The organism is Chromobacterium subtsugae, assembly GCF_035919665.1.
GTDB classification, from domain to species: domain Bacteria; phylum Pseudomonadota; class Gammaproteobacteria; order Burkholderiales; family Chromobacteriaceae; genus Chromobacterium; species Chromobacterium subtsugae.
The window spans coordinates 116,522-139,488 of record NZ_CP142381.1 but is presented as its reverse complement, the minus strand read 5'-3'; the positions used below and the strand labels follow the sequence as shown (position 1 = coordinate 139,488).

Sequence of the window (22,967 nt, the reverse complement as noted above, 5' to 3'; positions counted from 1 at the left end):
CGGCGAAGCTTGTTTGCAAAAAAATGAAGCGGCTGGCGTATCGCCGGCCGCCGAAACTATTGACGCGACAGGCTGGTCAGCAGCACGCCGGCGCCGACGAAGGCGCCGCCGCTGAAGCGGTTGACCAGCTTCAGCCGGCGCGCGCTGTTCATCCAGCCCGCCAGCTTGGCGCCGCTGCTGGCGTAGGTCAGTTGCCAGCTCGACTCGATCACGAAGAACGACAGCGCCAGGATGGCCAGCTGCGGCCCCTGCGGCTGGTGGGTGTCCATGAATTGCGGGAACAGCGCGGCGAAGAAGATCAGCGCCTTGGGGTTGCTCATCGCCACCAGGAAGCCGCGGCGGTACAGCGCCCAGGGGCCGTGCTGGCCGGCGGCGTCCTCGCGCAGTTCGGCCACCGGTTGCGGCGGGCTGCGCCAGGTTTTCACGCCCAGATACACCAGGTATACCGCGCCGGCGTACTTGATGGCGGAGAACAGCACTTCCGAGGTGGCCAGCACCGCGCCCAGCCCGGCCACCGAGGCCAGCATCAGCAGGCCCAGCGCGCTCATCAGGCCGAAGCAGGTCATCAGCGTGCGGCGCACGCCGTAATGGATGCCGTGGGTCATCGCCAGCAGCATATTGGGGCCGGGCGTGGCGGACACGAAAAACATGGTGGTGATGAACATCAGCCAGGTGTGCAGCGGCATCATTTCTCCTCGGTTGTCGCGGGCATCCGCCGGTAGGATTCCGACCTTGCGATTATCGCCCATCCTGGGCCGGCGCGCAGGCCGGCCGCGGCATGGGTAGTTTTCCTTACTGCGCGCGCTCGGCCAGGATGGCCACCGCCGGCAGCTGCTTGCCTTCCAGGAATTCCAGGAAGGCGCCGCCGCCGGTGGAGATGTAGCCGATGTCGCCGGTGATGCCGTACTTGGCGATGGCCGCCAGCGTGTCGCCGCCGCCGGCGATAGAGAACGCCTTGGATTGGGCGATGGCCTGGGCCAGCGTCTTGGTGCCGTTGCCGAACTGGTCGAACTCGAACACGCCGACCGGGCCGTTCCACACGACGGTGCCGGCCTGGGCGATGATGCCGGCCAGCTCTTTGGCGGAATCCGGCCCGATGTCCAGAATCATGTCGTCGGCGCTCACCTCGGCCACGTTCTTGGTGGCCGCGGCGGCGGTTTCGGCGAATTCCGTCGCGCAGACCACGTCGGTGGGCAGCGGCACGTCGCCGCCGCGGGCGCGGATCTTGGCGATGACGCGCTTGGCGTCTTCGACCAGGTCGGCCTCGGCCAGCGATTTGCCGATGGCCTTGCCTTCGGCCAGCAGGAAGGTGTTGGCGATGCCGCCGCCGACGATCAGCTGGTCCACCTTGTCGGCCAGCGCCTCCAGGATGGTCAGCTTGGTCGACACCTTGGAGCCGGCGACGATGGCCACCAGCGGGCGGGCCGGCGCCAGCAGCGCCTTGGACAGCGCGTCCAGCTCGGCCGACAGCAGCACGCCGGCGCAGGCGAGCGGGGCGAACTGCGCCACCGCGTGGGTGGAGGCCTCGGCGCGGTGGGCGGTGCCGAAGGCGTCGTTGACGAACACGTCGCACAGCGCGGCGTAGGCGCGGCCCAGCTCGGCGCTGTTCTTCTTTTCGCCTTTGTTCAGGCGGATGTTTTCCAGCATCACCACCTCGCCGGCGGCGAGCGGCACGCCGGCCTGCCAGTCGGCTACCAGCCGCACCGGCTTGCCCAGCAGGCTGGACAGGCGCTCCACTACCGGCGCCAGGCTGTCTTCCGGCTTCGGCTCGCCTTCGGTCGGACGGCCCAGGTGGGTCATCAGCATCACGCCGGCGCCGGCTTGCAGGCACAGCTCGATCGACGGCAGGCTGGCGCGGATGCGGGTGTCGTCGCCGATCACGCCGTTTTTCAGCGGCACGTTCATGTCGACGCGGATCAGCACGCGCTTGCCGGCAAGGTTCTGTTCGGAGAGTTTGTTGAATTTCATCGTTTCACTCACTCGGGTTTGGATGCGGGATGATCGGGCAAGGCGGCGGGCCGGGCCACGGCGCCGCCGCATTTCTTGCAGAACGGGAAAAAGGCGAAATTGCGCGCGCCGCAGGCGCAGACGCGGAACAGCTGCAGGCCGCAATGGATGCAGTAGTCGGCGTCGTCGCCGGCGATATTGTATTGATGGTCGCACGACGGGCAGCTGCGCTTCTGATAGGACAGCAGCGCCTTGGCGTAGGCGATGCGGCCGGCGCGCTGGCCCTGGCTTTGCTGCAGCTCCGCGCGTTTTTTCTCGGCGTAGCGCTGGAAGGCCTGGATCATGCGCATGCCGGCGAACACGGTGAGCGCGATGCCGACCAGGAAGCGCACATAGCCGCCGAAGCTGGGCAGATAGGGCAGCAGCTCGACGAAGAAGGCGAACAGGGCGAACAGGCCGAAGCCGTAGACGAAGAACCAGTAGCGGTGGCCGCGGTAGCGCAGGAACAGCCACACGCCCAAGAGCAGCAGCGGCAGGATCACCGCCAGCCGCAGCGCGAACACTTTCAGCTCGAAGCGGTCGCTGGCCTGCTGGTATTGCTCGCCTGCTTGTTGCTCCAGCCGGTCGACCTGGGCTTGCAGCGTCTGTTGCCGTTGCGCCAGCGCCAGCAGGCCGGAGCTGGCCTGGTCTTCTTTCTGCTGCCATTGCAGGATCTGCGCCTGCAGCGCGTCCAGCGCGCGCGCGCGTCGCACCACCTCGCCGCTCTGGCCGGCATCGGCGGTGGCGGCGCGGCTGGCCAGCCAGTTGTCCAGCCCCTGGCGCTGGGTCTGGTAGCTGCGCTCCAGCTGGCCGCGGGTGGCGGCGAGCTTCTCTTGTTCGGCGCGCTGCGCTTCGGTTTGCCGCTGCAGCTGTTCCTGCTGCCGTTTCAGCGGGTCCAGCCCGATGCGCTGTCGGAAAGCTTCCTGTTGCGGCGGCCCGCCTGCCGGCAGGTAGAACAGGTCGCGGATCACCAGTTCGCCGAGGCCGGCCAGCAGCGCGGCGAATACCAGCGCCACCAGCCACGAGGCCAGGCGAACCATTTTTTCCGGCCGGGACAAGGCCTGCCCTTGCTGCATCGCGTTCTCCATCTCAGTGTCCGGGGGGCCGGCCGCCTGGCGCGGGATGGCGGGCCCTGTTGGCAAGTGTATGCCGAAACGACGGCGCAACTTTAACACCAATCAAATTTCATGCGCGCTTTATGTAACAAAACAACAGGGCGAATGGCATAACAGCCGCTCGCCCCGTCGCCATGCGCGCCTGATTCCGGACTCAGCAGCGGAACATCGCGCGCGCGGTGCGCAGCATCTGGCAGCTGAAACCCCACTCGTTGTCGTACCAGGCCAGCACCTTCACCATATTGCCGCCGGTGACCTTGGTCAGCGTGGAGTCGAAGGTGGAGGCTTCGTCGGTGTGGTTGAAGTCGCCGGAAACCAGCGGCAGCGTGTTGTAGCCCAGGATGCCCTGCATGCCGCCTTCGGCCGCGGCCTTGAGGATGTCGTTGACCTCGTCCTTGCTGGTGTCGCGGCTGGCGGTGAAGGTGAGGTCCACCAGCGATACGTTGATGGTGGGCACCCGCACCGAGAAGCCGTCCAGCCGGCCTTTCAGTTCCGGCAGCACCAGGCCGACGGCCTTGGCGGCACCGGTCTTGGTCGGGATCATGTTGTCGGTGGCGGAGCGGGCGCGGCGCAGGTCCTTGTGCTTGACGTCGGTCAGCACCTGGTCGTTGGTGAAGGCGTGGATGGTGGTCATCAGGCCCTTCTTGATGCCGATCGCGTCGTTCAGCGCCTTGGCCACCGGCGCCAGGCAGTTGGTGGTGCAGCTGGCGTTGGACACCACGGTCATTTCCGGCTTCAGCGTGTCGTGGTTGACGCCGTAGACGATGGTGGCGTCGACATCGTCGCCGCCCGGGGCCGAGATCAGCACCTTCTTGGCGCCGGCGTCGATGTGGGCCTGGCACTTTTCCTTGCTGGTGAAGGCGCCGGTGCACTCCAGCACCAGGTCCACGTCCAGTTCCTTCCACGGCAGCTCGGCCGGGTTGCGGGTGCTGAAGAACGGAATCTTGTTGCCGTTGAGGATCAGGTGGCGCTCATCCTGCTCCACGCTGCCGGGAAAGCGGCCATGCACGGTGTCGAACTGGGTCAGGTGCGCGTTGATGCCAAGGTCGCCGGAGGCGTTGACCGCCACTACCGTGAAATCGTCGTGCAACTTGTTTTCATAGATGGCGCGCAAAACCTGGCGGCCAATGCGACCGTAACCGTTGATGGCGAGGCGGATGGTCATGCTACAGGGTCTCCCGGTAAAACTTTTGTAGTGCGGCGACTACATGGTGTGGCGAAAAAAAGGCCATCGCGTCGCCGCGATGGCCTGATTGCTGGCTTAGCGTATCACGGAGCGGGTCTTGGCGACCACGTTTTCCACGGTGAAGCCGAATTCCTTGAACAGCTGGCCGGCCGGCGCGGATTCGCCGAAGGTGGCCATGCCGACCACCGCGCCGTCCAGGCCGACGTATTTGTGCCAGAAGTCCGGGTGGCCGGCTTCGATGGCCACGCGCGGCAGGCCCGCCGGCAGCACGCTGTGCTGCCAGGCCTTGTCCTGGGCGTCGAACACGTTGGTGCAAGGCATCGACACCACGCGCACCGCGATGCCTTCGGCCGCCAGCGCTTCCTGCGCCTTCAGCGCCAGCTCCACTTCGGAGCCGGTGGCGATCAGCACGGCGCGGGCGCCTGCGGCGTCGCGCAGCACGTAGCCGCCCTTGCGGATGTCGGCCAGCTGGCGCTCGTCGCGGGCGACGAAGGGCAGGTTCTGGCGGCTGAGGATCAGGCTGCTGGGCGTGGTTTTCTGTTCGATCGCATGCGCCCAGGCCACCGCGGTTTCGCTGGTGTCGCACGGACGCCAGGTGTGGTGGTTGGGGATGTAGCGCAGGGTGGCCACTTGCTCCACCGGCTGGTGGGTGGGACCGTCTTCGCCCAGGCCGATCGAATCGTGGGTGAACACGAAGATCGGATTGATCTTCATCAGCGACGCCATGCGCAGCGCGTTGCGGGCGTATTCGCTGAACATCAGGAAGGTGCCGCCGTACGGGCGCAGGCCGCCGTGCAGCGTCATGCCGTTGATGATGGCGGCCATGCCGAACTCGCGCACGCCGTAGCTGATGTAATTGCCGTTGCCTTCGCCGTCTATCCACTTGCTGCCGGACCAATTGGTCAGGTTGGAGCCGGTCAGGTCGGCGGAGCCGCCGACGAATTCCGGCAGGGACGGCGACAGCGCTTCCAGCGCGATCTGGCTGGCCTTGCGGGTGGCCACGGTCTGGGCGGCGTCGCTGATCTTGGCCAGCGCGGCGTTCAGCGTCTCGTGCCAGCCGGCCGGCAGCTCGCCCGCCATCCGGCGCTCGAACTCGGCGGCCAGCTGCGGGTGGGCGGCGCGGTAGGCGTCGAAGCGCTGGTTCCATTGGGCTTCGGCGGCCGCGCCCTGGTCGCGGGCGTTCCATTCGGCGTAGATCTCGGCCGGAATCTCGAACGGCGCGTGCGGCCACTTCAGGCCTTCGCGCGCGGCGGCGATTTCGGCGGCGCCCAGCGGCGCGCCATGGCAGTCGTGGCTGCCCTGCTTGGTGGGCGCGCCGAAGCCGATGGTGGTCTTGCAGCAGATCAGCGTCGGCTTGCCGGCGCTCTTCTTGGCGGTGGCGATGGCGGTGGCCACTTCCACCGGATCATGGCCGTTGACGTTGCGGATCACTTGCCAGCCGTAGGCTTCGAAGCGGGCCGGGGTGTCGTCGCTGAACCAGCCTTCGACATGGCCGTCGATGGAGATGCCGTTGTCGTCCCAGAAGGCGATCAGCTTGTTCAGGCCCCAGGTGCCGGCCAGCGAGCACGCCTCGTGGCTGATGCCTTCCATCAGGCAGCCGTCGCCGAGGAAGGCGTAGGTGTGGTGGTCGACGATTTGATGGCCGTCACGGTTGAACTGGGCGGCCAGCATTTTTTCCGCCAGCGCGAAGCCGACGGCGTTGGTGATGCCCTGGCCCAGCGGGCCGGTGGTGGTTTCCACGCCCGGCGCGTAGCCGTATTCCGGGTGGCCCGGGGTCTTGCTGTGCAGCTGGCGGAAATTCTTGAGGTCGTCGATGGAGAGATCGTAGCCGGTCAGGTGCAGCAGGCTGTAGATCAGCATCGAGCCGTGGCCGTTGGAGAGTACGAAGCGGTCGCGGTCGGCCCAGGACGGGTTGGCCGGGTTGTGCTTCAGGTGATCGCGCCACAGGACTTCGGCGATGTCCGCCATGCCCATCGGGGCGCCGGGGTGGCCGGATTTGGCTTTTTCCACGGCGTCCATGGAGAGGAAGCGGATGGCGTTGGCAAGCTCGGTGCGGGTAACCATTTCGGTAAAACCTCAAGACTATTGGGAAACCGGTACGACGGCTCGTCCCTGCGCCACCATGCTGCTGGAGACTGGGGTCCACCGCCGCAAAACCGCCGGATTATCGCCGATTTCGGCACTTTCAGGCAACCGGCCGCCGCGCGCGCAAATTGAGTAGAATCAAGCAGAACCATGGCCGGATGGCATGGTCTAGCTGTATTTTCCCCAAAACACGGCGCCGAGCGCGCCGCCATGGAGACCGAGTATGCAGTCATTCGACATCCCGCCACTTCCCCGCAAGGTGGGCGCCGGCCGCGGCTGGCGCTGGTGCGTGGAGGCGTTCCACATCGTGCGGGAACAACCGCTGACCTGGGTGCTGCTGACCCTGGTCTACCTGCTGATCCATTTCGCCATCAACGCGGTGCCGATGATCGGCGGCCTCGTCGGCGCCATCATCGGCCCGGTGTTCGCCGGCGGCTTCGTGATGGCCGCGCGCAAGTCGGAACGCGGCGAGGAACTGGAGCTGGCCGATCTATTCGCCGGCTTCCGCCTGATGCCCGGCCCGTTGCTGCAGGTGGGCGCGCTGTTCTTCGCGCTGATGCTGGCGGCGATGTTGGCCTTGGTGGCGGTGGGCGCGGCCAGCGGCGTGACCAGCGGGCTGCTGGGCGGCCATCTGCAGCTGCAGGCGCACAGCGATGCGCTGTTCGGGGTGGTGCTGGCGCTGGTCGGCCTGATGACGGTGGTGATGTTCATCGTCAGCCTGTGCTACTGGTTCGCGCCGGCGCTGGTGGCGCTGGGCGGCGTCGCGCCGTGGCAGGCCATCCGCAGCAGTTTCTCGGCCGGCCTGAGCAACTGGGCGGCATTGCTGGTGGCCGGCCTGGCCTTGTCCTTGCTGGGCCTGCTGGCTTTGGTGCCGCTGGGCCTGGGCCTGCTGCTGTGGTTCCCGGTGGTCTACGTCACCGCCTATACCAGCTGGAAGGACATTTTCGGCCAAGAGGACGCGGCGCGATAGCGCGGCGCTTTGCGCCAAGCGAAACGCCGTCCGTTCGACGAGGAGCGGACGGCGTTTTTTATCGGGACAGCCGCGCGATCAGGCTTCGGACAGCACCAGCCGCACGCTGTGCTCCTCCAGCAGCTTGCTCACCGGCTCCGGCGGCATCGCGTCGGTGAACACGGTGTGGAATTCGCTGATATGGCCCATGCGCACCAGCGCGTTGCGGCCGAACTTGCTGTGGTCGGCGGCCAGGTAGCGGTGGCGGGCGTTGTTCATCATCGCCTGCGCCACCCGCACTTCGCGGTAGTCGAAGTCCAGCAGCGAGCCGTCGGACTCGATGCCGGACACGCCGATGATCGCGTAGTCGACCTTGAACTGGTTGATGAAGTCCAGCGTCGCCACGCCGGTGATGCCGCCGTCCGACGCGCGCACGGTGCCGGAGGTGATCATCGCGGTGAAGTCCGGGTTGGTGGACATGATCGAGGCGACGTGGATGTTGTTGGTGATCACGCGCAGCCCCTTGTGCGTCGCCGTCAGCGCCTGCGCCACCGCTTCGATGGTGGTGCCTATGCTCATGAACAGCGAGGCGTGGTCGGGGATGCTGCGTGCGATCATGTCGGCGATATGGGCCTTTTCGCTCTGGAATTTTCCCTTGCGCGCAAAGTAGTCCTCATTCTCCACGCTGTTGCCCAGCGCGGCGCCGCCGTGGTAGCGGCGCAGCAGGTTGGCCTCGCACAGCTGGTTGATGTCGCGGCGGATGGTTTGCGGCGTGACGTCGAGCAGACGGGCCAGCTCTTCGATCGGCATGAAGCCGTTTTCGCGGACCAGTTGCAGGATCTTGTCGTGACGTGGAGAGCGGCTCATAACTATTCGGAATCGAAAATCACGTTACTTTAGTAACATATTTGCCCCCCGGATAGCAAATGCCGGCTGCAAATTCCGCCGCGCCGGCTCAGTGTGCTATCACCACCTTGCCCAGATTGCGGCGGCTGGCGAAATGCTCCCAGGCCGCGCGGGCGTCGTCGAAGGCGAACACGCGGTCCAGCGCCGGACGCAGCCGGTGCTGCTCTATCGCGCGCAACATCGCTTCGAATCCTTCGCGGTGGCCGACGGCGATGCGGCGCAAGGTGGCGCCGCTCAGGAAGAAGCGCATGAAGTCGAGCGGGGCCGCGCCTTCGTCCAGAAAGCCTATCACCGCGATCTCGCCGCCGATGGCCGTCGCCTGCAGCGACTGCTCCAGCGTGCCTTGGCCGCCGACTTCCACCACCCGGTCCACGCCGCGGCCGCCGCTCAACTCGCGCGCCGCCGCGCCCCAGTCCGGGCTGGCGCGGTAATCTATCACCTCGTCGGCGCCAAGCTCCCGCAGCCGCTGCGCCTTGTCGGCGCTGGAAGTGGTGGCGATCACGCGGGCGCCCAGCAGCTTGGCCAGCTGGATCGCGAACAGCGACACGCCGCCGCTGCCCTGGGTCAGCACCGTGTCGCCGGCCTTGACCGGCTGCGGCCCGGTCAGCGCGGTCCAGGCGGTGAGCGCGGCGCAGGGTAGCGTCGCCGCCTCGGCCCAGTCCAGGTGATCCGGCGCGCGCACCAGCGCCTCCTCGCTCACCGCCTTGTATTGGCACAGCCAGCCGTCCAGGTTGCTGCCGTACTGGCGCGCGGCCTGCGGCGGCGGAAACGGGCCGCCGAACCATTCCGGGAAAAAGGTGTTGCAAACCCGGTCGCCGACCGCGAAGCGGCGGCAGTCCTCGCCCAGCTCGACGACTTCGCCGGCGGCGTCGGACAGCGGGATCAGGCCGTCTTGATGGCTCATCGGATAGCGGCCGTTGAGCAGGGCCAGATCGCGGTAGTTGAGCGCGCTGGCGCGCACCCGCAGCAGGACTTCGCCGCGGCCGGGGCGCGGCATGGCGTCGTCGCGGCGTTGCAGGTGGTCGAGATGGCCGAAGCGGGAGAAACGGTAGCTTTGCATGGGGAAAGTCCTGATGCGGTGGGAATGCCGCCATCTTGCCGCGCCGGCTTGATATGATGAATGCTTTGAAACGCCGTTCTATTCACCATTCGTCCAGACTTCAGGAAAAGCGCATGGACTTGCTGGAAGACATTTTCACCGCGATGCAGGTGGAGAGCGCGCTGTACGCGCAGCTGGAGGCGGGCGCGCCGTGGGGGATCGCGTTCAGCCCGCACGCGTCGGCCCGTTTCGGCATCGTCAGCCATGGCCGCTGCTGGCTGTCCGGCGCCGGCCTGGCCGAGCCGCTGGCGCTGGCCGCCGGCGACTGCTTCATCGTCAGCGGCGGCAGCCCTTTCACGCTGATGGACCAGCCGGGACGGCCGGCGGTGCCGTGCGAGACGATCTTCGCCGGCCGCACCGAAGGGGTGATCCGTTTCGGCGGCGGCGGCGAGGAAACCGCCATCGTCTCCGGCCGCTTCCTGTTCGACGCCGCCGGCGGCGCGCCGCTGATGGACCTGTTGCCGCCGGTGCTGCATCTGCATCTGGACGACGAGCACGCCCGCCTGCTGCAGGCGACGCTGCAGCTGATCGCGCGCGAGAACGCCGGCCAGGCGCTGGGCGCGCGGCTGGCGGTGCAAAAGCTGGTGGATGTGTTGCTGATCCAGGCGCTGCGGATCTTCTGCCTGGGCGGCCAGGGCGGCGGCTGGCTGGCGGCGCTGGGCGACCGCCACCTGGCGCCGGCGCTGCAGGCGCTGCACCGCGATATCGCCGCGCCGTGGACCGTGGCGCAGCTGGCCGGGCTGGCCGGCCTGTCGCGCTCGGCCTTCGCCCGCCATTTCCGCCAACTGGTCGGCGACACGCCGCTCAATTACCTGACCGGCTGGCGCGTCTACCGCGCGCAAACCCTGCTGCGGCAAAGCCGGCTGCCGCTGGCCGAGGTGGCGCAGCGGGTCGGCTACGACAGCGACGGCGCCTTCCAGCGCGCGTTCAAGCGCGTTTGCGGCGTGCCGCCGGGCGAATACCGCCGCGCCAGCCGGACGGGCTGACTCAGGCGCAGGCCCGGGCGATCGCGGCCTCGGCCAGCGCCAGCGTGGTGTCTATCGCCGGCACGCCGCAATTGGCGTCGTTCAGCGCCAGCGGCAGCTCGGTGCAGGCCAGCGCCACGCCGTCGCAGCCCTGCGCCTTCATCGCCGCCACCACCTGCAGCAGCGCGGCCAGCGTGGCCTCGCTGGCGCGGCCGCTGGGCACCAGCTCTTCGAAAATGGCGCGCTGGATCACCGCCTGCTGCGCCTCGTCGGGAATCACTTCCTCGATGCCGCGCGCGGCCAGCGGCGCCTGGTACAGATGCCGGGCCATGGTCCAGCGGGTGCCGAGGATGGCCACCCGCTTCAGGCCGCGGGCGGCGCAGGCGTCGGCCACCACGTCCAGCATGCTGATCAGCGGAATCGGCGAGCGCGCGCGGATGTCTTCCACCACCAGGTGCACGGTGTTGGCGGGAATCACCGCCAGTGCGGCGCCGGCGCCGGCCAGGCGTTCGAGCGAGCCGACGATGGAGTCGGCGACCTTATCCCAGCGGTCGTCGTCCTGCGCCTGGTGCACCACGCCGAAATCCGGCTGGTCCAGCGCGAAGCGCGGGTGATGGTGGGCGGCGAAGCGGCCGGCGCACAGCCGGTGCATCTTGGACAGGCAGTCTACGGCGCCGGGCACGGTGACGCCGGCGATGCCTATGGTTTTTGCGTGCATGTTCTGCTCGGTGGGTGGCGTGTGGTCAAGAGTCGGCAAGCTAGACTTTCGTCATAAAAAAGTCAATTGCTCGTACCTTGTTGCCAGGTGTCGCCGGCGCGCAGGCGCTGGATGAACTCCTCCAGCGGCATCGGCCTGGCGATGTGATAGCCTTGCAGCCAGCCCACGCCCAGCTGGCTCAGGTAGTCGAATTGCGCCTGGGTTTCCACGCCTTCGGCCACCGTTTCCAGGCCCAACTTGGCCGCCAGCTCGGCCACGCTGTCGACGATGTGGGCGGACAGGCCGTCGCTGCCGATGCCGGCGACGAAGCCCTGGTCTATCTTCAGCCCGTCCACCGCCAGTTGCTGCAGATACACCAGGCTGGAATGGCCGGTGCCGAAGTCGTCCAGCGCGATCTTGACGCCCAGATCGTGCAGCTTCTGGAACAGTTCCGCCACTTCAGGCGTGATTTCGACGATTTCGCGCTCGGTCAGCTCCAGCGTCAGCGCCGCCTGGCTGCCGGCCAGCAATTGCTGCAGCTCTTGGCAATCGGCGTAGAAGTGGGGGTCATGCAGGTGGGCGCGGCTGATATTGAAGCCCAGATGGAAACCGGCCGGCAACGGCTGTTGCCGCAGCCGGCGCGCCACCTGCTTCATCATCCGCCGCGTCATCGGCACGATCATGCCGCTTTCCTCGGCGCGGGGAATGAACAGGTCGGGCCGGATCAGCCCCTCGCGCGGATGGCGCCAGCGCATCAGCACTTCCGCGCCCTGCCAGCCCGGCGCGCCGGGCTTCACCACCGGCTGCAGAAAGCCTTCGAATTCATCATTGGCCAGCGCGCGCTTGAGCTCGTCGGTGGGCGAGGCCGGCCGGCCCAACAGCCAGTACAGCGTGGCGCCGGCGAGCAGGCCCAGCAAGGCCAGCGTCACGGTCAGCGCGGCGTGGTCGTCCCACAGCAAGCTGTGCCAGGGCGGCATGTCGTAGCCTGTCACCACCGAGTAGGGGTAAACCGACGAATGCGCGGTGGCGCGGAATCTCCAGGCCAGCGGCGCCTGGCCGTCGCCGGCGAGGCGCGGCCCTATCCATTCGTCGCCTATCTGCATGAACACCGGATTGCTGTCGCTGGCGTCTTGCAGCGCCAGTTGCAGGTAGCGGCCGTCCACCGTGGCCATCGCGTCGCCGCCCGCGCCTTGCAGCCGGTAGTACAGCAGCGGCACGCCAGGCGTGATCTTGTTGCCGTGGGTCAGGTTCAGCCGCTTGTCGGTGAAGTCGCGCTGCGGCATCGCGATGGCGACCTGGCCGGACACCGAGGTGCAGTACATCAGGTCGCCGCGCGCCAACGACAGGCTGCGCACGAAGGGGGAGGCGGCGGTTTGCCGCCGCAGCGCGTATTCGGCGTCGGCGCATGCGCCGCCGGCCAGCGGCAGGATCGCGCGGGTGGCGCGGGCGGCCTCGTCCAGGATGTCGTCCACCATGGCCACGCCGTGCCGGGTTTGCTGCTGCGCCGTCTGGCGCAGGTCCTGCTGTTCTTGCCATACCAGCGCCGGCGCGGCGGTCAGCAAGGGAATCAGGCAGACCAGCAGGGCCAGCAACTGGTGTGACAGCCGGTGTTGGCGGCGCGGGTGCAGGGGGTTCATCGGGTCTCCAGGGCGGGCGGCGCCATTATGCGCCTAGTATTGGATGTTTATAATTTTCGCCTTATTTTAAACAAAAATGCAAAAGGCCCTCCGTTTCGGAGGGCCTGGTCACTAGGCCTGGGCCGGGACGGGCTGTCTCAGCCCAGCCTGCCGCGGTGGCGGGCGATCTGCGCCGCCACCTGCGCCGGCGCGGTGCCGCCGACATGGTCGCGCTGGGCGAGGCTGCCCTCCGGCGTCAATACGGTATAGACATCATCGGCGATCAGCGCACTGAAGCCTTGCAGCGCCGAGAGCGGCAGCTCGGCCAGATCCACGCCCTGCCGCTCGGCGTGGCGCACCGCCAGCGCCACCACTTCGTGGCTGTCGCGGAACGGCAGGCCCTTCTTCACCAGGTAGTCGGCCAGGTCGGTGGCGGTGGCGTAGCCCTGCAGCACCGCCGCGCGCATCGCCTCCGGCTTCACCGTGATGCCGCGCATCATGTCGGCGTAGATGCGCAGCGTGGCCTGCAGCGTGTCGACGGTGTCGAACAGCGGCTCCTTGTCTTCCTGGTTGTCCTTGTTGTAGGCCAAGGGCTGCGCCTTCATCAGGGTGACCAGCGCGATCAGGTGGCCGACCACGCGGCCGGACTTGCCGCGCACCAGCTCCGGCACGTCCGGGTTTTTCTTCTGCGGCATGATGGACGAGCCGGTGCAGAAGCGGTCGGCGATGTCGATGAAGCCGACGCGCGGGCTCATCCACAGGATCAGCTCTTCCGACAAGCGCGACAGGTGGATCATCACCAAGGACGCCGCCGCGGCGAATTCGATGGCGAAGTCGCGGTCGGACACCGCGTCCAGCGAATTGTGGCAGACGTCGTCGAAGCCCAGCAGCTGGGCGGTGTGGCGGCGGTCGATCGGGAAGGTGGTGCCGGCCAGCGCCGCCGCGCCCAGCGGCAGGCGGTTGACGCGCTTGCGGCAGTCCTGCATCCGCTCGGCGTCGCGCGCCAGCATTTCCACATAGGCCAGCAGGTGGTGGCCGAAGGTGACCGGCTGCGCCACCTGCAGGTGGGTGAAGCCGGGCATCACGGTGGCGGCGTGCTGTTCCGCCAGGTCGAGCAGGCTCTTTTGCAGCTCGGCCAGCAGGTGGACGGTGGCGTCGATCTCGCCGCGCAGCCACAGCCGGATGTCGGTGGCCACCTGGTCGTTGCGGCTGCGGCCGGTGTGCAGGCGCTTGCCGGCGTCGCCGATGCGGTCGGTCAGCCGGCGCTCGATATTCATGTGCACGTCTTCCAGGTCCACGCTCCATGCCAGCTCGCCGGCGCGGATCTGGTCGCGGATTTCGGCCATGCCCTGGCGGATCGCCGCCAGGTCGGCGTCGGACAGCACGCCGGATCGGTTCAGCATCGCGGCGTGGGCCAGCGAGCCTTCGATATCCACTTCGGCCAGTCGGTAGTCGAAACCGATGGAGGCGGTGTAGTGCTTGACGAGTTCGGATACCGGCTCGGAAAAGCGGCCGGACCAGGCGTGTTGGTCTTGCATGGCGTTGCGTCCCACAGGTGATAGTGCAAAGACCCTACTATGCCAGCCGCAACCGCTCAGGGCCAGCCTGGCTTGCGCCGGCGCCCTCAGCGCGGCACGGCGGGGGCCGGGCGCAGCGGCAGCCCGGCCAGGATGCGGGCGATGCTGCCGTCGTCCAGCATCGCCTGCAGCGCCTGCGAGACGCGGGCCTTTTCGGCGTGGAACGGCGAGTTTTGCGCCAGCGCCAGCCGGTGCGGGCGCAGGTCGTCCAGCGTCAGGCCGGCGCGCCGCACCCGGCCGGCGAATTCGTGGCTGGCCGCCAGCAGGCCGGTCTGCTGCTCGTTGCCGATCAGCACGTCGATGCGGCCGGCGGCCAGCTTGCGGAAGCTGGATTCCATCGTCAGCGCGGTGTCGCGGCGCAGGCGCCCGTCCTGGTCGAAAGCTTCCTGGTATTGCACGCCCTCCACCACGCCCACCGTCAGCGGCAGCAGGTCCTGGTAGCGGCGGATCACGCGCGGATCGTTGCCGCGCTGGTACAGCGCCAGCCGGTTGCCGCTGGCGAAGGGCGGCTCCAGGTAGTCCAGGTAGCGGGCGCGCTGCGGGCTGTGCTGCACGCCTATCATCAGGTCGGCCCGGCCCTGCTGCATGGCGGCCAGGCAGCGCGGCAGCGGGCAGTTGAGGAAGCGCAGCGGCAGCCGCAGGCGGCGCGCCAGCTCGCGGACGATTTCGGTGTAAGGGCCGGAGGGCTGGCCCTGGCCGTCGTAGTTTTTCCACGGCGCGAAGGCGTTGTAGGCCAGCACCAGCGGGCGCGGTCCGTTGTCGGAGGCGAGCGCCGGCTGGGCCAGCAGTCCCAGGCAGGACAGCAACAGGGCAAGCAGTGTCTTCACGGCGGCTTTGCTTGGAAATGTTTTCAGCAATCCTAACTGCTAATCGGACAGGGCAACATGTTTGTCGCGGCTTGGCTTCGGCGCTGTTGCAAAAACGACGCGGCCGGCAGGCGGACGCGAAACAGCCCGCGCCGTGGCGCGGGCTGTGTCCGGGCGGGAGCGGGGCCGCTCAGTGCTGCAGGATCTTGGACAGGAACTGGCGCGCGCGCTCGCTGCGCGCGTCCAGGTCGCCGAAGAATTCGTCCTTTTTGCAGTCCTCGACGATGCGGCCCTGGTCCATGAAGATCACGCGGTCGGCCACGCGTCGGGCGAAGCCCATCTCGTGGGTCACGCACATCATGGTCATGCCTTCCTGGGCCAGCTCGGTCATCACGTCCAGCACTTCGTTGATCATCTCCGGGTCCAGCGCGCTGGTCGGCTCGTCGAACAGCATCGCGATCGGGTCCATCGCCAGCGCGCGGGCGATGGCCACCCGCTGCTGCTGGCCGCCGGACAGCTGGCCGGGGTGCTTGTCGGCGTGCGCCTTCAGGCCGACGCGGTCCAGCAGCTTCAGGCCCTTGGACATCGCCTCCTCGCGGCCGCGGCCCAGCACCTTGACCTGGGCGATGGCCAGGTTTTCGGTGATGGACAGGTGCGGAAACAGCTCGAAGTGCTGGAACACCATGCCGACGCGGCTGCGCAGCTTGGGCAGGTCGGTTTTCGGATCGCCGACCGAAATGCCGTCGACGACGATCTCGCCCTGCTGGAACGGCTCCAGCGCGTTGACGCACTTGATCAGGGTGGATTTGCCGGAGCCGGACGGGCCGCACACCACCACCACTTCGCCCTTGGATACCTGGGTGGTGCAGTCGGTCAGCACCTGGAAGCTGCCGTACCATTTGCTGACCTGGTTCAGTGAAATCATTGCGCTCATACAGCCAATCCTTGTTGCAGGCGCTTCACCAGCCGGGAAGCGCCGAAGCTGATCACGAAGTAGACCAGGCCGGCGAATATCAGGAATTCGTGCGGCAGGCCGACGATGTCGCCCTTGGAGCGGGCGGTGTTGAGAAAGTCCATCAGGCCGACAGCGTATACCAGAGACGTGTCCTGGAACAGGATGATGGACTGCTGCAGCAGCAGCGGCATCATCTTGCGCAGCGCCTGCGGCAGCACCACCAGCGCCATCACCTGGTGGTAGCGCATGCCCAGCGCGTAGGCGGCGGCGGCCTGGCCCTTGGGGATGGACTGGATGCCGGCGCGGACGATCTCGGCGAAGAACGCCGCCTCGAACATCACGAAGGCGGTGAGGCAGGAGGTGAACGCGCCCACCGGCTCCAGGCTGCCGGTCAGCCAGTTGATCAACAGCGGCACCGCCAGGTAGAACCACGAGATCACCAGCAGCAGCGGAATGGAGCGGAAATAGTAGACATAGGCGGTGGCGAAGCCGGCCAGCAGCTTGTTGCCGGACAGGCGCGCGAGCGCCAGCAGGATGCCGAGCAGCACGCCGCCGGCCACGCCGCCCACCAGCAGCTTCAAAGTCACCGCCATGCCCTGCGACAGGCCCGGCAGCGCCGGGAGGATCTGGCTGAAATCCATCATTTGCCTCCCATCGTGCCGGGCACGCGCAGTTTCTTCTCCAGCGCGTTCATCGACAGCATCAGCGCCATATTGATGACGAAATAGATCACCGTGGCCAGCGTGAAGGCCTCGAACAGATTGGCCGAGAATTCGGCGGTCTGCTTGGTCTGCGCCAACAGCTCGGCCAGGCCGATCAGCGACGCCACCGACGAGTTCTTGATGATGTTCAAGAATTCGCTGGTCAATGGCGGGATGATGATGCGCATCGCCTGCGGCAGCAGCACGTGGCGGTAAGTCTGGCCCAGGCCGAAGCCCATCGCCATCGCCGCGTTGCGTTGGCCGATGGGCAGCGCCTCGATGCCGGTGCGCACCTGCTCCGCCACCCGCGCGGCGGTGAACAGGCCCAGGCACACCACCACCGACAGGAACTGCGAGGTGGTCGGCGACAGGTCCTGCTTGAACCAGGTTTGCGCGCCTTGCGGCAGCAGGTCCGGCACCAGGAAGTACCAGACGAACAGCTGCACCAGCAAGGGCACGTTGCGGAACAGGTCGACATAGGCGGTGGCGAGGCCCGCCACCCAGCGATTGGGCAGGGTGCGGGCCACGCCCGCGGCCACGCCCACCAACAGGGCGATGACCCAGCCGGTCAGCCCCACCGCCAGCGTCCAGCCCAGGCCGCTGACGAACCAGTTGAGGTAGATCTCGCTGCCGACGCCGGTCGGCTTGAAGAACACGCCCCAATCCCAGTGGTAATTCATGATGCCACTCCCCAGCCGCGCCGCAGGATGCGGGGCGCGGCTATCCATGCCCCCCGCCGGCTGGCGCCGGGCAGGGTGAAACCGCCGCCCGCGGCGAACGGGCGGCTGCAGTCGCTATTTCAAGCCGAACCGGCCGCCGGGCGGCCGGATTGCGGCTTATTCGGCGGGCTTGTCCGTCGGCTTGGCCAGCAGCGCCTTCAGCTCGTCGGACATCGGGAAGTTGAGGTTCAGGCCCTTGGGCGGCACCGGGCTGGTGAACCACTTGGCGTAGATCTTGTTGACTTCGCCGGACTTGAAGGTGTTGGCCAGCGCGGTGTCCACCACCTTCTTGAAGGCCGGGTCGTCCTTGCGCAGCATGCAGCCGTAGATCTCATACGATTGCGATTTGCCGGTCACCGTCCAGTTGGCCGGATTCTTGGCCTTGGCCATTTCGCCGTACAGCAGCGCGTCGTCCATCATGAAGGCGACGGCGCGGCCGGACTCCAGCATCAGGAACGATTCGCCGTGGTCCTTGGCCGAAATCACGTTCATGCCCATGTTCTTGCTGGCGTTCATCGCCTTGATCAGGCGCTCCGACGTGGTGCCGGCGGTGGTGACCACGTTCTTGCCCTTCAGATCGGGGAAGTCCTTGATGCCGGAAGTCTTGGCGGTCAATAGGCGGGTGCCGATCTCGAAGATGCCGACCGAGAACGCCACCTGGCGGCCGCGCTCGGTGTTATTGGTGGTGGAGCCGCACTCCAGGTCCACTGTGCCGTTCTGCACCAGCGGGATGCGGGTCTGCGAGGTGACCAGGTTGTAGCGCACCTGCAGGTTCGGCATTTTCAGCTCTTTCTTCACCTCGTCCACTACCTTGTTGGCCAGGTCCACCGAATAGCCGATCGGCTTCTGGTTGTTGTCGTAGTAGGAGAACGGGATGGAGGAATCGCGGTTGCCCAGCACGATCACGCCGGAGTCCTTGATCTTCTTCAGGGTGCCGGTCAGTTCGGCGGCGGAGGCGGTTTGCGCCGCCAGCGATGCCAGGGCGGCGATGGTACATCCGGCGATGACGGAGGTGCGAATGCGCATGAGTGTTTCTCCTTATGACTCTCTTTGCGGGAAAAGCGGCGCCGCCGTAGACAGCGGCGCCTTGATCTTCTTTGTAGTGATTGTCCGACAGTATGCTGTTATTTTTGGTCGGCGTCAGGCCTTGACGCCCTTGTCGGACAGATGGTTGGCCAGGCGGACGTAGTCTTCCACCGCCAGGTTCTCCGGCCTGAGGCCCGGATCGATGGCCAGCGCTTCCAGGTCGGCGACGTCGGCCAGGCCCTTGAGGTTGTTGCGCAGCGTCTTGCGGCGCTGGGCGAAGGCCTGGATCACCAGCTTTTCCAGCAGCGCCTCGTCGCACGCCGTGCCGCAGCGGCCCGGCGCCGGGATCATCCGCACCACGGCGGAGTCCACCTTCGGCGGCGGCCAGAACGCTTCCGGCGGCACGAACAGGATGTTTTCCATGTAGAAGCGGTATTGCAGCATCACCGACAGCCGGCCGTAATCGGCGGTGGAGGGCTCGGCCACCATCCGCTCGATCACTTCCTTCTGCAGCATGAAGTGCATGTCCAGCACCCGGTTGCCGTAAGTGGCCAGGTGGAACAGCAGCGGCGTGGAGATGTTGTACGGCAGGTTGCCGACGATCTTCAGCGGCGCCGCGCTGACCGAGCCGAAATCGAAAGCCAGCGCGTCGCCGGCGTGGATGGTCAGCTTGTCGGCCGGGTGCTCGGCGCGCAGCCGCTCGATGATGTCGCGGTCTATCTCCACCACGTGCAGATGCTTGAGGCTGGACAGCAGCGGCTTGGTGATGGCACCGAGGCCGGGGCCGATTTCGACGACGATGTCGTCCGGCTGCGGGTTGACCGCATGGACGATGCTGGCGATGACGCCGGCGTCCTGCAGGAAGTTCTGCCCGAAACGCTTGCGTGGAATGTGCTTGCTCATGAATCTGCCAAATCTTGGAACAGCGGGGATTGTAAACCTTGCACCCGCAAATGTCCCATGCGATTCAGGCAGTTGGCGTCAGGCCTTGCGCTGCAGGAACAGGCATAGCAGCGACAGCGCGACCACCGCGCCGCCCAGCGCCGTCTCGCCCGCCACCGGCAGCGCGGCCAGCGCGGCCGACAGCACCGCGGCGAACAGCATCTGCACGCAGCCCAGGATGGCGGCGGCGCGGCCGGCGGCTTCGCCGAACGGCGCCATCGCCATGCCGGCGGCCGGCCCCAGCGTGCAGGCGAAGCCCACGCTCAGCACCGCCACCGGCAGCATGTAGTGCCAGGCGCCGGCGTGGCCGGCCAGAATCAGCAGCAGCGCGCCGGCCGCCAGCATCACCACCAGGCCGCTCTGCAGCACCGCGCGCTGGCCGAAGCGGCCGATCAGCGCCAGGCCGATGAAGCTGGCCGCCATGATCAGCAGCGCGTTGGCGCCGAACAACAGGCCGAAGGTTTGGCTGGACAGCCCCTCGCGGCCGATCAGCACGCCGGGCGCCAGCGTGACGTAGCTGATGATCAGGCCCAGCGCGGTGCTGCCGCAGGCGCCGTTGCGCAGCATCGCCGGATGGCGCAGCACCGCGGCGAAGCCGGGGCCGGCCGGTTTGTCGGTCCGCTCCGGCCGGGTTTCCGGCATCAGCCAGTACAGCGCGGCGAAGGCCAACAGCGCCGCCGCCGCCAGGAACACGAAGCAGGCTTGCCAGCCATAGGCGACGCTCAGCCAGCCGCCGCAGGCCGGCGCCAGCGCCGGCACGATGTTGAGCGCGCCGTTGAGCAGGCTGTAGCGCTGGCCGGCGGCGTTGCCGGAGAAGCAGTCGCGGATGATGGTGAAGGCGCTGACCGTGCTGGCGCTGGCGCCCAGTCCCTGCAGCAGCCGCAGGGACAGGAACAGTGGCAGCGAATCGCAGCGGCTGGCCAGCAGCGCGCTGGCGGCGTAGACCAGCAGGCCGCCCAGCGCCACCGGGCGGCGGCCGACGCGGTCGGCCAGCGGGCCGAACAGCAATTGCCCCAGCCCCAGGCTGAACACGAACACGCTGATGCTGGCCGCCGCGTCGGCCTGGAAGAACTGCCGCATCGCCGGCAGCGCCGGCAGGTACAAGTCTATGCCCAGCGGATTGAACAGGATCAGCAGGATGGCGGCGGCGGTGGCCGGGTTGGCCTGGCGGACGGCGAGACTGGTGGGCGACATGGCGGGCCTGCGGCGGAAAAGGCGCTCATCATAACAAATGCCATCGCCAAACCCTAATTTGCCATTTGAATATTTGGTTAATACATTGTTTCCTTTGTCATTTAGTCGCTGGGCGAGGCTTGTCGGGCGCTTACAATCGTTCACTATTTATTACGCGCCGCAAGCGGCTGTTTCCGCAGCGCTTTTCCATCGGCGGCGACGGCCGCGCCGCACTAGTGATGGTTGCCGGATGGCCGCTCTGGTAACCTAGGCGACAGCCAAAGAACAAACGAGCAGCCAGACATGAGCACCAATGACACCCGAATATACCTGGCCTCCGGCAGCCCGCGCCGCCGCGAGATACTGGAACAGCTGGGCCTGCATCTGGAACGCATTCACGCCGACATCGACGAATCGGTGCTGCCGGGCGAGGACGCCGTCGCCTACACCGAGCGGTTGGCGCGAGAAAAAGCCGAAGCCGGCTGGAAAGTGGTTTCTTCCTGCGGCCTGCCCGAACGCCCGCTGTTGGCCGCCGACACCACGGTGACGCAGGACGGCGAGATCTTCGGCAAGCCGGCAGACGCCGACGACGCCCGCCGCATGCTGCGCGCCTTCTCCGGCCGCAGCCACCAGGCCATCACCAGCGTCGCCGTGATGCGCGGCGCCAGGCTGCTCGTCAAGACTTCGGTCACCGATGTGTTCTTCAAGCCGCTGTCCGACGCCGAGATCGAACGCTACCTCGCCAGCGGCGAGCCGTTCGACAAGGCCGGCGCCTACGGCATCCAGGGCAAGGCCGGGGTGTTCGTCGAGCATATCGAAGGCAGCTACACCGGCGTGATGGGCCTGCCGGTCCATGAAACCGCGCTGCTCTTGGCCGAATTCGGCTTCGAGCTGCCATAAGCCGGAGGGGGACCGCATGCTGCATCAATCGATAGCCTTGCCGCGCGACCTGCCGCGGCCGCAAGAACAGATCCTGGTCAACATCACGCCGCAGGAAACCCGCGTCGCGGTGCTGGAAGAAGGCATCGTCCAGGAGCTGCATGTCGAACGCGCCGCCAGCCGCGGCATCGTCGGCAACATCTACCTGGGCCAGGTGAAGCGCGTGCTGCCCGGCATGCAAAGCGCCTTCATCGAGATCGGCCTGGAGCGCGCCGCCTTCCTGCATATCGCCGACGTGCTGGAACAGCGCCAGCACCCGACCGAGCCGCAGCGCATCGAGAAGATGCTGTTCGAAGGCCAGACCGTGCTGGTGCAGGTGATCAAGGACCCGATCGGCACCAAGGGCGCGCGGCTATCGACGCAGATTTCGCTGGCCGGCCGCTTCCTGGTGCACCTGCCGCAGGAAGAGCACATCGGCGTGTCGCAGAAGATAGAAAGCGACGCCGAGCGCCACAGCCTGAAGGCGCGGCTGGAAAAGCTGCTGCCGGACGGCAGCCCCCGGGGCTACATCATCCGCACCAGCGCCGAGACCGCCCGCGACGACGAGTTGGCGGCCGACGTGGAATATCTGTCCAAGCTGTGGACCGACATCCGCCTGAAGTCGCAGACGCTGCCGGCGCAAAGCCTGCTGTACGACGATCTGCCGCTGGCGGTGCGGGTGCTGCGCGACATGGTCAGCGGCTACACCGACAAGGTGCTGGTGGACTCCAACGAGAACTACGGCCGCATGGTGGAGTTCGCCGAGCAGTACGTGCAGATCGCCGTCGACAAGATCGAACGCTACGCCGGCGAGCGGCCGCTGTTCGAGATGCACGGCATCGAGGCCGAAATCGACAAGGCGCTGGCGCGCCGCGTCAACCTGAAGTTCGGCGGCTATCTGATCGTCGACCAGACCGAGGCGATGACGACGATAGACGTCAACACCGGCGGCTTCGTCGGCAACCGCAACTTCGACGAAACCATCTTCAAGACCAATCTCGAAGCCACCCAGGTGATCGCCCGCCAGCTGCGGCTGCGCAATCTGGGCGGCATCGTCATCGTCGACTTCATCGACATGGACAACGACGAGCACCAGGCGGCGGTATTGGCCGAGCTGGCCAAGGCGATGGCGCGCGACCGCACCCGGGTGACGCTGAACGGCTTCACCAGCCTGGGGCTGGTGGAAATCACCCGCAAGCGCACCCGCGAGAGCCTGGCCCACGTGCTGTGCGAGCCTTGCCCGACCTGCCAGGGCCGCGGCGAGATCAAGACCGCGCAGACGGTGTGCTACGAGGTGCAGCGCGAGATCGTGCGCGAGGCGCGGCAGTACGACGCCAAGGGCTACCGCATCCTGGCGGCGCAGTCGGTGATCGACATGTTCCTGGACGAGGAATCGCAAAGCTTGGCGATGCTGGTGGACTTCATCGGCAAGCCGGTGTCGCTGTCGGTGGAGTCCAGCTACACCCAGGAGCAGTTCGACGTGGTGTTGTTGTGAGCTAGCGCCGGGCGCGCTTGGCGCGCCGCGGCGACGCGAAAACGGGCAGCG

At 67.0% G+C, this 22,967-nt stretch carries 21 protein-coding genes; 4 read left to right on the top strand and 17 right to left on the bottom strand.

Annotated features, from left to right (window positions below; genetic code table 11):
* Positions 1–56 precede the first annotated feature (56 nt).
* The 5 genes from U6115_RS00630 to tkt all read right to left on the bottom strand — a co-directional run bounded on the left by U6115_RS00630 (position 57) and on the right by tkt (position 6,351).
* Positions 57–689, bottom strand: a complete 633-nt coding sequence (locus U6115_RS00630; protein WP_231882465.1) for a LysE family translocator — start codon at positions 687–689, stop codon at positions 57–59.
* A gap of 103 nt (positions 690–792) precedes the next feature.
* The gene (locus U6115_RS00625) at positions 793–1,968 is read right to left on the bottom strand and encodes a phosphoglycerate kinase (RefSeq protein ID WP_043572819.1); all 1,176 of its coding nucleotides are present in this window, start codon (positions 1,966–1,968) and stop codon (positions 793–795) included.
* Positions 1,969–1,976: 8 nt separating this feature from the next.
* Entirely contained in the window at positions 1,977–3,062 is a 1,086-nt protein-coding gene (locus U6115_RS00620) for a zinc ribbon domain-containing protein (protein WP_043572818.1), read from the bottom strand.
* 193 nt (positions 3,063–3,255) lie between these two features.
* Entirely contained in the window at positions 3,256–4,266 is a 1,011-nt protein-coding gene (gene gap / locus U6115_RS00615; protein WP_043572817.1) for a type I glyceraldehyde-3-phosphate dehydrogenase, read from the bottom strand.
* Between the two features lie 96 nt (positions 4,267–4,362).
* Complete coding sequence (gene tkt, locus U6115_RS00610; protein WP_043572816.1) at positions 4,363–6,351, bottom strand: transketolase; 1,989 nt, start codon at positions 6,349–6,351, stop codon at positions 4,363–4,365.
* A 244-nt stretch (positions 6,352–6,595) separates the two neighbouring features.
* On the opposite strand from tkt, the gene U6115_RS00605 reads away from it, so the two are divergent.
* Positions 6,596–7,342: a BPSS1780 family membrane protein gene (locus U6115_RS00605; protein WP_047243031.1), complete on the top strand. Its 747-nt coding sequence runs from the start codon at positions 6,596–6,598 to the stop codon at positions 7,340–7,342.
* A 78-nt stretch (positions 7,343–7,420) separates the two neighbouring features.
* Here the strand turns inward: U6115_RS00605 and U6115_RS00600 are convergent, their stop codons facing one another.
* Complete coding sequence (locus U6115_RS00600; protein WP_043572813.1) at positions 7,421–8,188, bottom strand: DeoR/GlpR family DNA-binding transcription regulator; 768 nt, start codon at positions 8,186–8,188, stop codon at positions 7,421–7,423.
* Between the two features lie 88 nt (positions 8,189–8,276).
* Positions 8,277–9,287, bottom strand: coding sequence for a zinc-dependent alcohol dehydrogenase family protein (locus U6115_RS00595; protein WP_043572812.1), 1,011 nt, complete (start codon positions 9,285–9,287; stop codon positions 8,277–8,279).
* Positions 9,288–9,400: 113 nt separating this feature from the next.
* Between U6115_RS00595 and U6115_RS00590 the strand changes: the two genes are divergently transcribed.
* Positions 9,401–10,312 (top strand): AraC family transcriptional regulator, encoded by a 912-nt coding sequence (locus U6115_RS00590; RefSeq protein WP_043572811.1) that lies wholly within the window; start codon positions 9,401–9,403, stop codon positions 10,310–10,312.
* Position 10,313: 1 nt separating this feature from the next.
* On the opposite strand, the gene U6115_RS00585 is transcribed toward U6115_RS00590, so the two are convergent.
* The 10 genes from U6115_RS00585 to U6115_RS00540 form a co-directional block, all read right to left on the bottom strand.
* Positions 10,314–11,009: an aspartate/glutamate racemase family protein gene (locus tag U6115_RS00585; RefSeq protein WP_052257933.1), complete on the bottom strand. Its 696-nt coding sequence runs from the start codon at positions 11,007–11,009 to the stop codon at positions 10,314–10,316.
* 62 nt (positions 11,010–11,071) lie between these two features.
* On the bottom strand, positions 11,072–12,625 hold the full coding sequence (locus U6115_RS00580; RefSeq protein ID WP_043572810.1) for an EAL domain-containing protein: 1,554 nt from the start codon (positions 12,623–12,625) through the stop codon (positions 11,072–11,074).
* A gap of 137 nt (positions 12,626–12,762) precedes the next feature.
* Positions 12,763–14,142 (bottom strand): argininosuccinate lyase, encoded by a 1,380-nt coding sequence (argH, locus tag U6115_RS00575; RefSeq protein ID WP_043572809.1) that lies wholly within the window; start codon positions 14,140–14,142, stop codon positions 12,763–12,765.
* Between the two features lie 86 nt (positions 14,143–14,228).
* A complete protein-coding gene (locus U6115_RS00570; protein ID WP_181243344.1) occupies positions 14,229–15,008 on the bottom strand; it encodes a substrate-binding periplasmic protein in 780 nt (259 codons plus the stop codon).
* Positions 15,009–15,177: 169 nt separating this feature from the next.
* Positions 15,178–15,912, bottom strand: a complete 735-nt coding sequence (locus tag U6115_RS00565) for an amino acid ABC transporter ATP-binding protein (protein WP_043573093.1) — start codon at positions 15,910–15,912, stop codon at positions 15,178–15,180.
* A gap of 5 nt (positions 15,913–15,917) precedes the next feature.
* Positions 15,918–16,586 carry an amino acid ABC transporter permease gene (locus U6115_RS00560; protein WP_197466040.1) on the bottom strand — a complete coding sequence of 223 codons (669 nt, stop codon included), beginning with the start codon at positions 16,584–16,586 and terminating at the stop codon, positions 15,918–15,920.
* Entirely contained in the window at positions 16,583–17,323 is a 741-nt protein-coding gene (locus tag U6115_RS00555) for an amino acid ABC transporter permease (protein WP_043572807.1), read from the bottom strand. The genes U6115_RS00560 and U6115_RS00555 overlap by 4 nt, the downstream gene beginning before the upstream one ends.
* 156 nt (positions 17,324–17,479) lie before the next feature.
* Entirely contained in the window at positions 17,480–18,388 is a 909-nt protein-coding gene (locus U6115_RS00550; protein ID WP_043572806.1) for a glutamate/aspartate ABC transporter substrate-binding protein, read from the bottom strand.
* Between the two features lie 114 nt (positions 18,389–18,502).
* Positions 18,503–19,291, bottom strand: coding sequence for a 16S rRNA (adenine(1518)-N(6)/adenine(1519)-N(6))-dimethyltransferase RsmA (rsmA, locus tag U6115_RS00545; protein WP_043572805.1), 789 nt, complete (start codon positions 19,289–19,291; stop codon positions 18,503–18,505).
* Positions 19,292–19,369: 78 nt separating this feature from the next.
* Positions 19,370–20,524, bottom strand: coding sequence for a Bcr/CflA family efflux MFS transporter (locus U6115_RS00540; protein ID WP_052257932.1), 1,155 nt, complete (start codon positions 20,522–20,524; stop codon positions 19,370–19,372).
* Between the two features lie 282 nt (positions 20,525–20,806).
* On the opposite strand from U6115_RS00540, the gene U6115_RS00535 reads away from it, so the two are divergent.
* Together U6115_RS00535 and rng are read left to right on the top strand one after the other, a co-directional pair.
* A complete protein-coding gene (locus tag U6115_RS00535; RefSeq protein ID WP_043572804.1) occupies positions 20,807–21,403 on the top strand; it encodes a Maf family protein in 597 nt (198 codons plus the stop codon).
* 16 nt (positions 21,404–21,419) lie between these two features.
* Positions 21,420–22,916 (top strand): ribonuclease G, encoded by a 1,497-nt coding sequence (gene rng / locus U6115_RS00530; RefSeq protein WP_043572803.1) that lies wholly within the window; start codon positions 21,420–21,422, stop codon positions 22,914–22,916.
* The last annotated feature ends 51 nt before the right edge of the window (positions 22,917–22,967 follow it).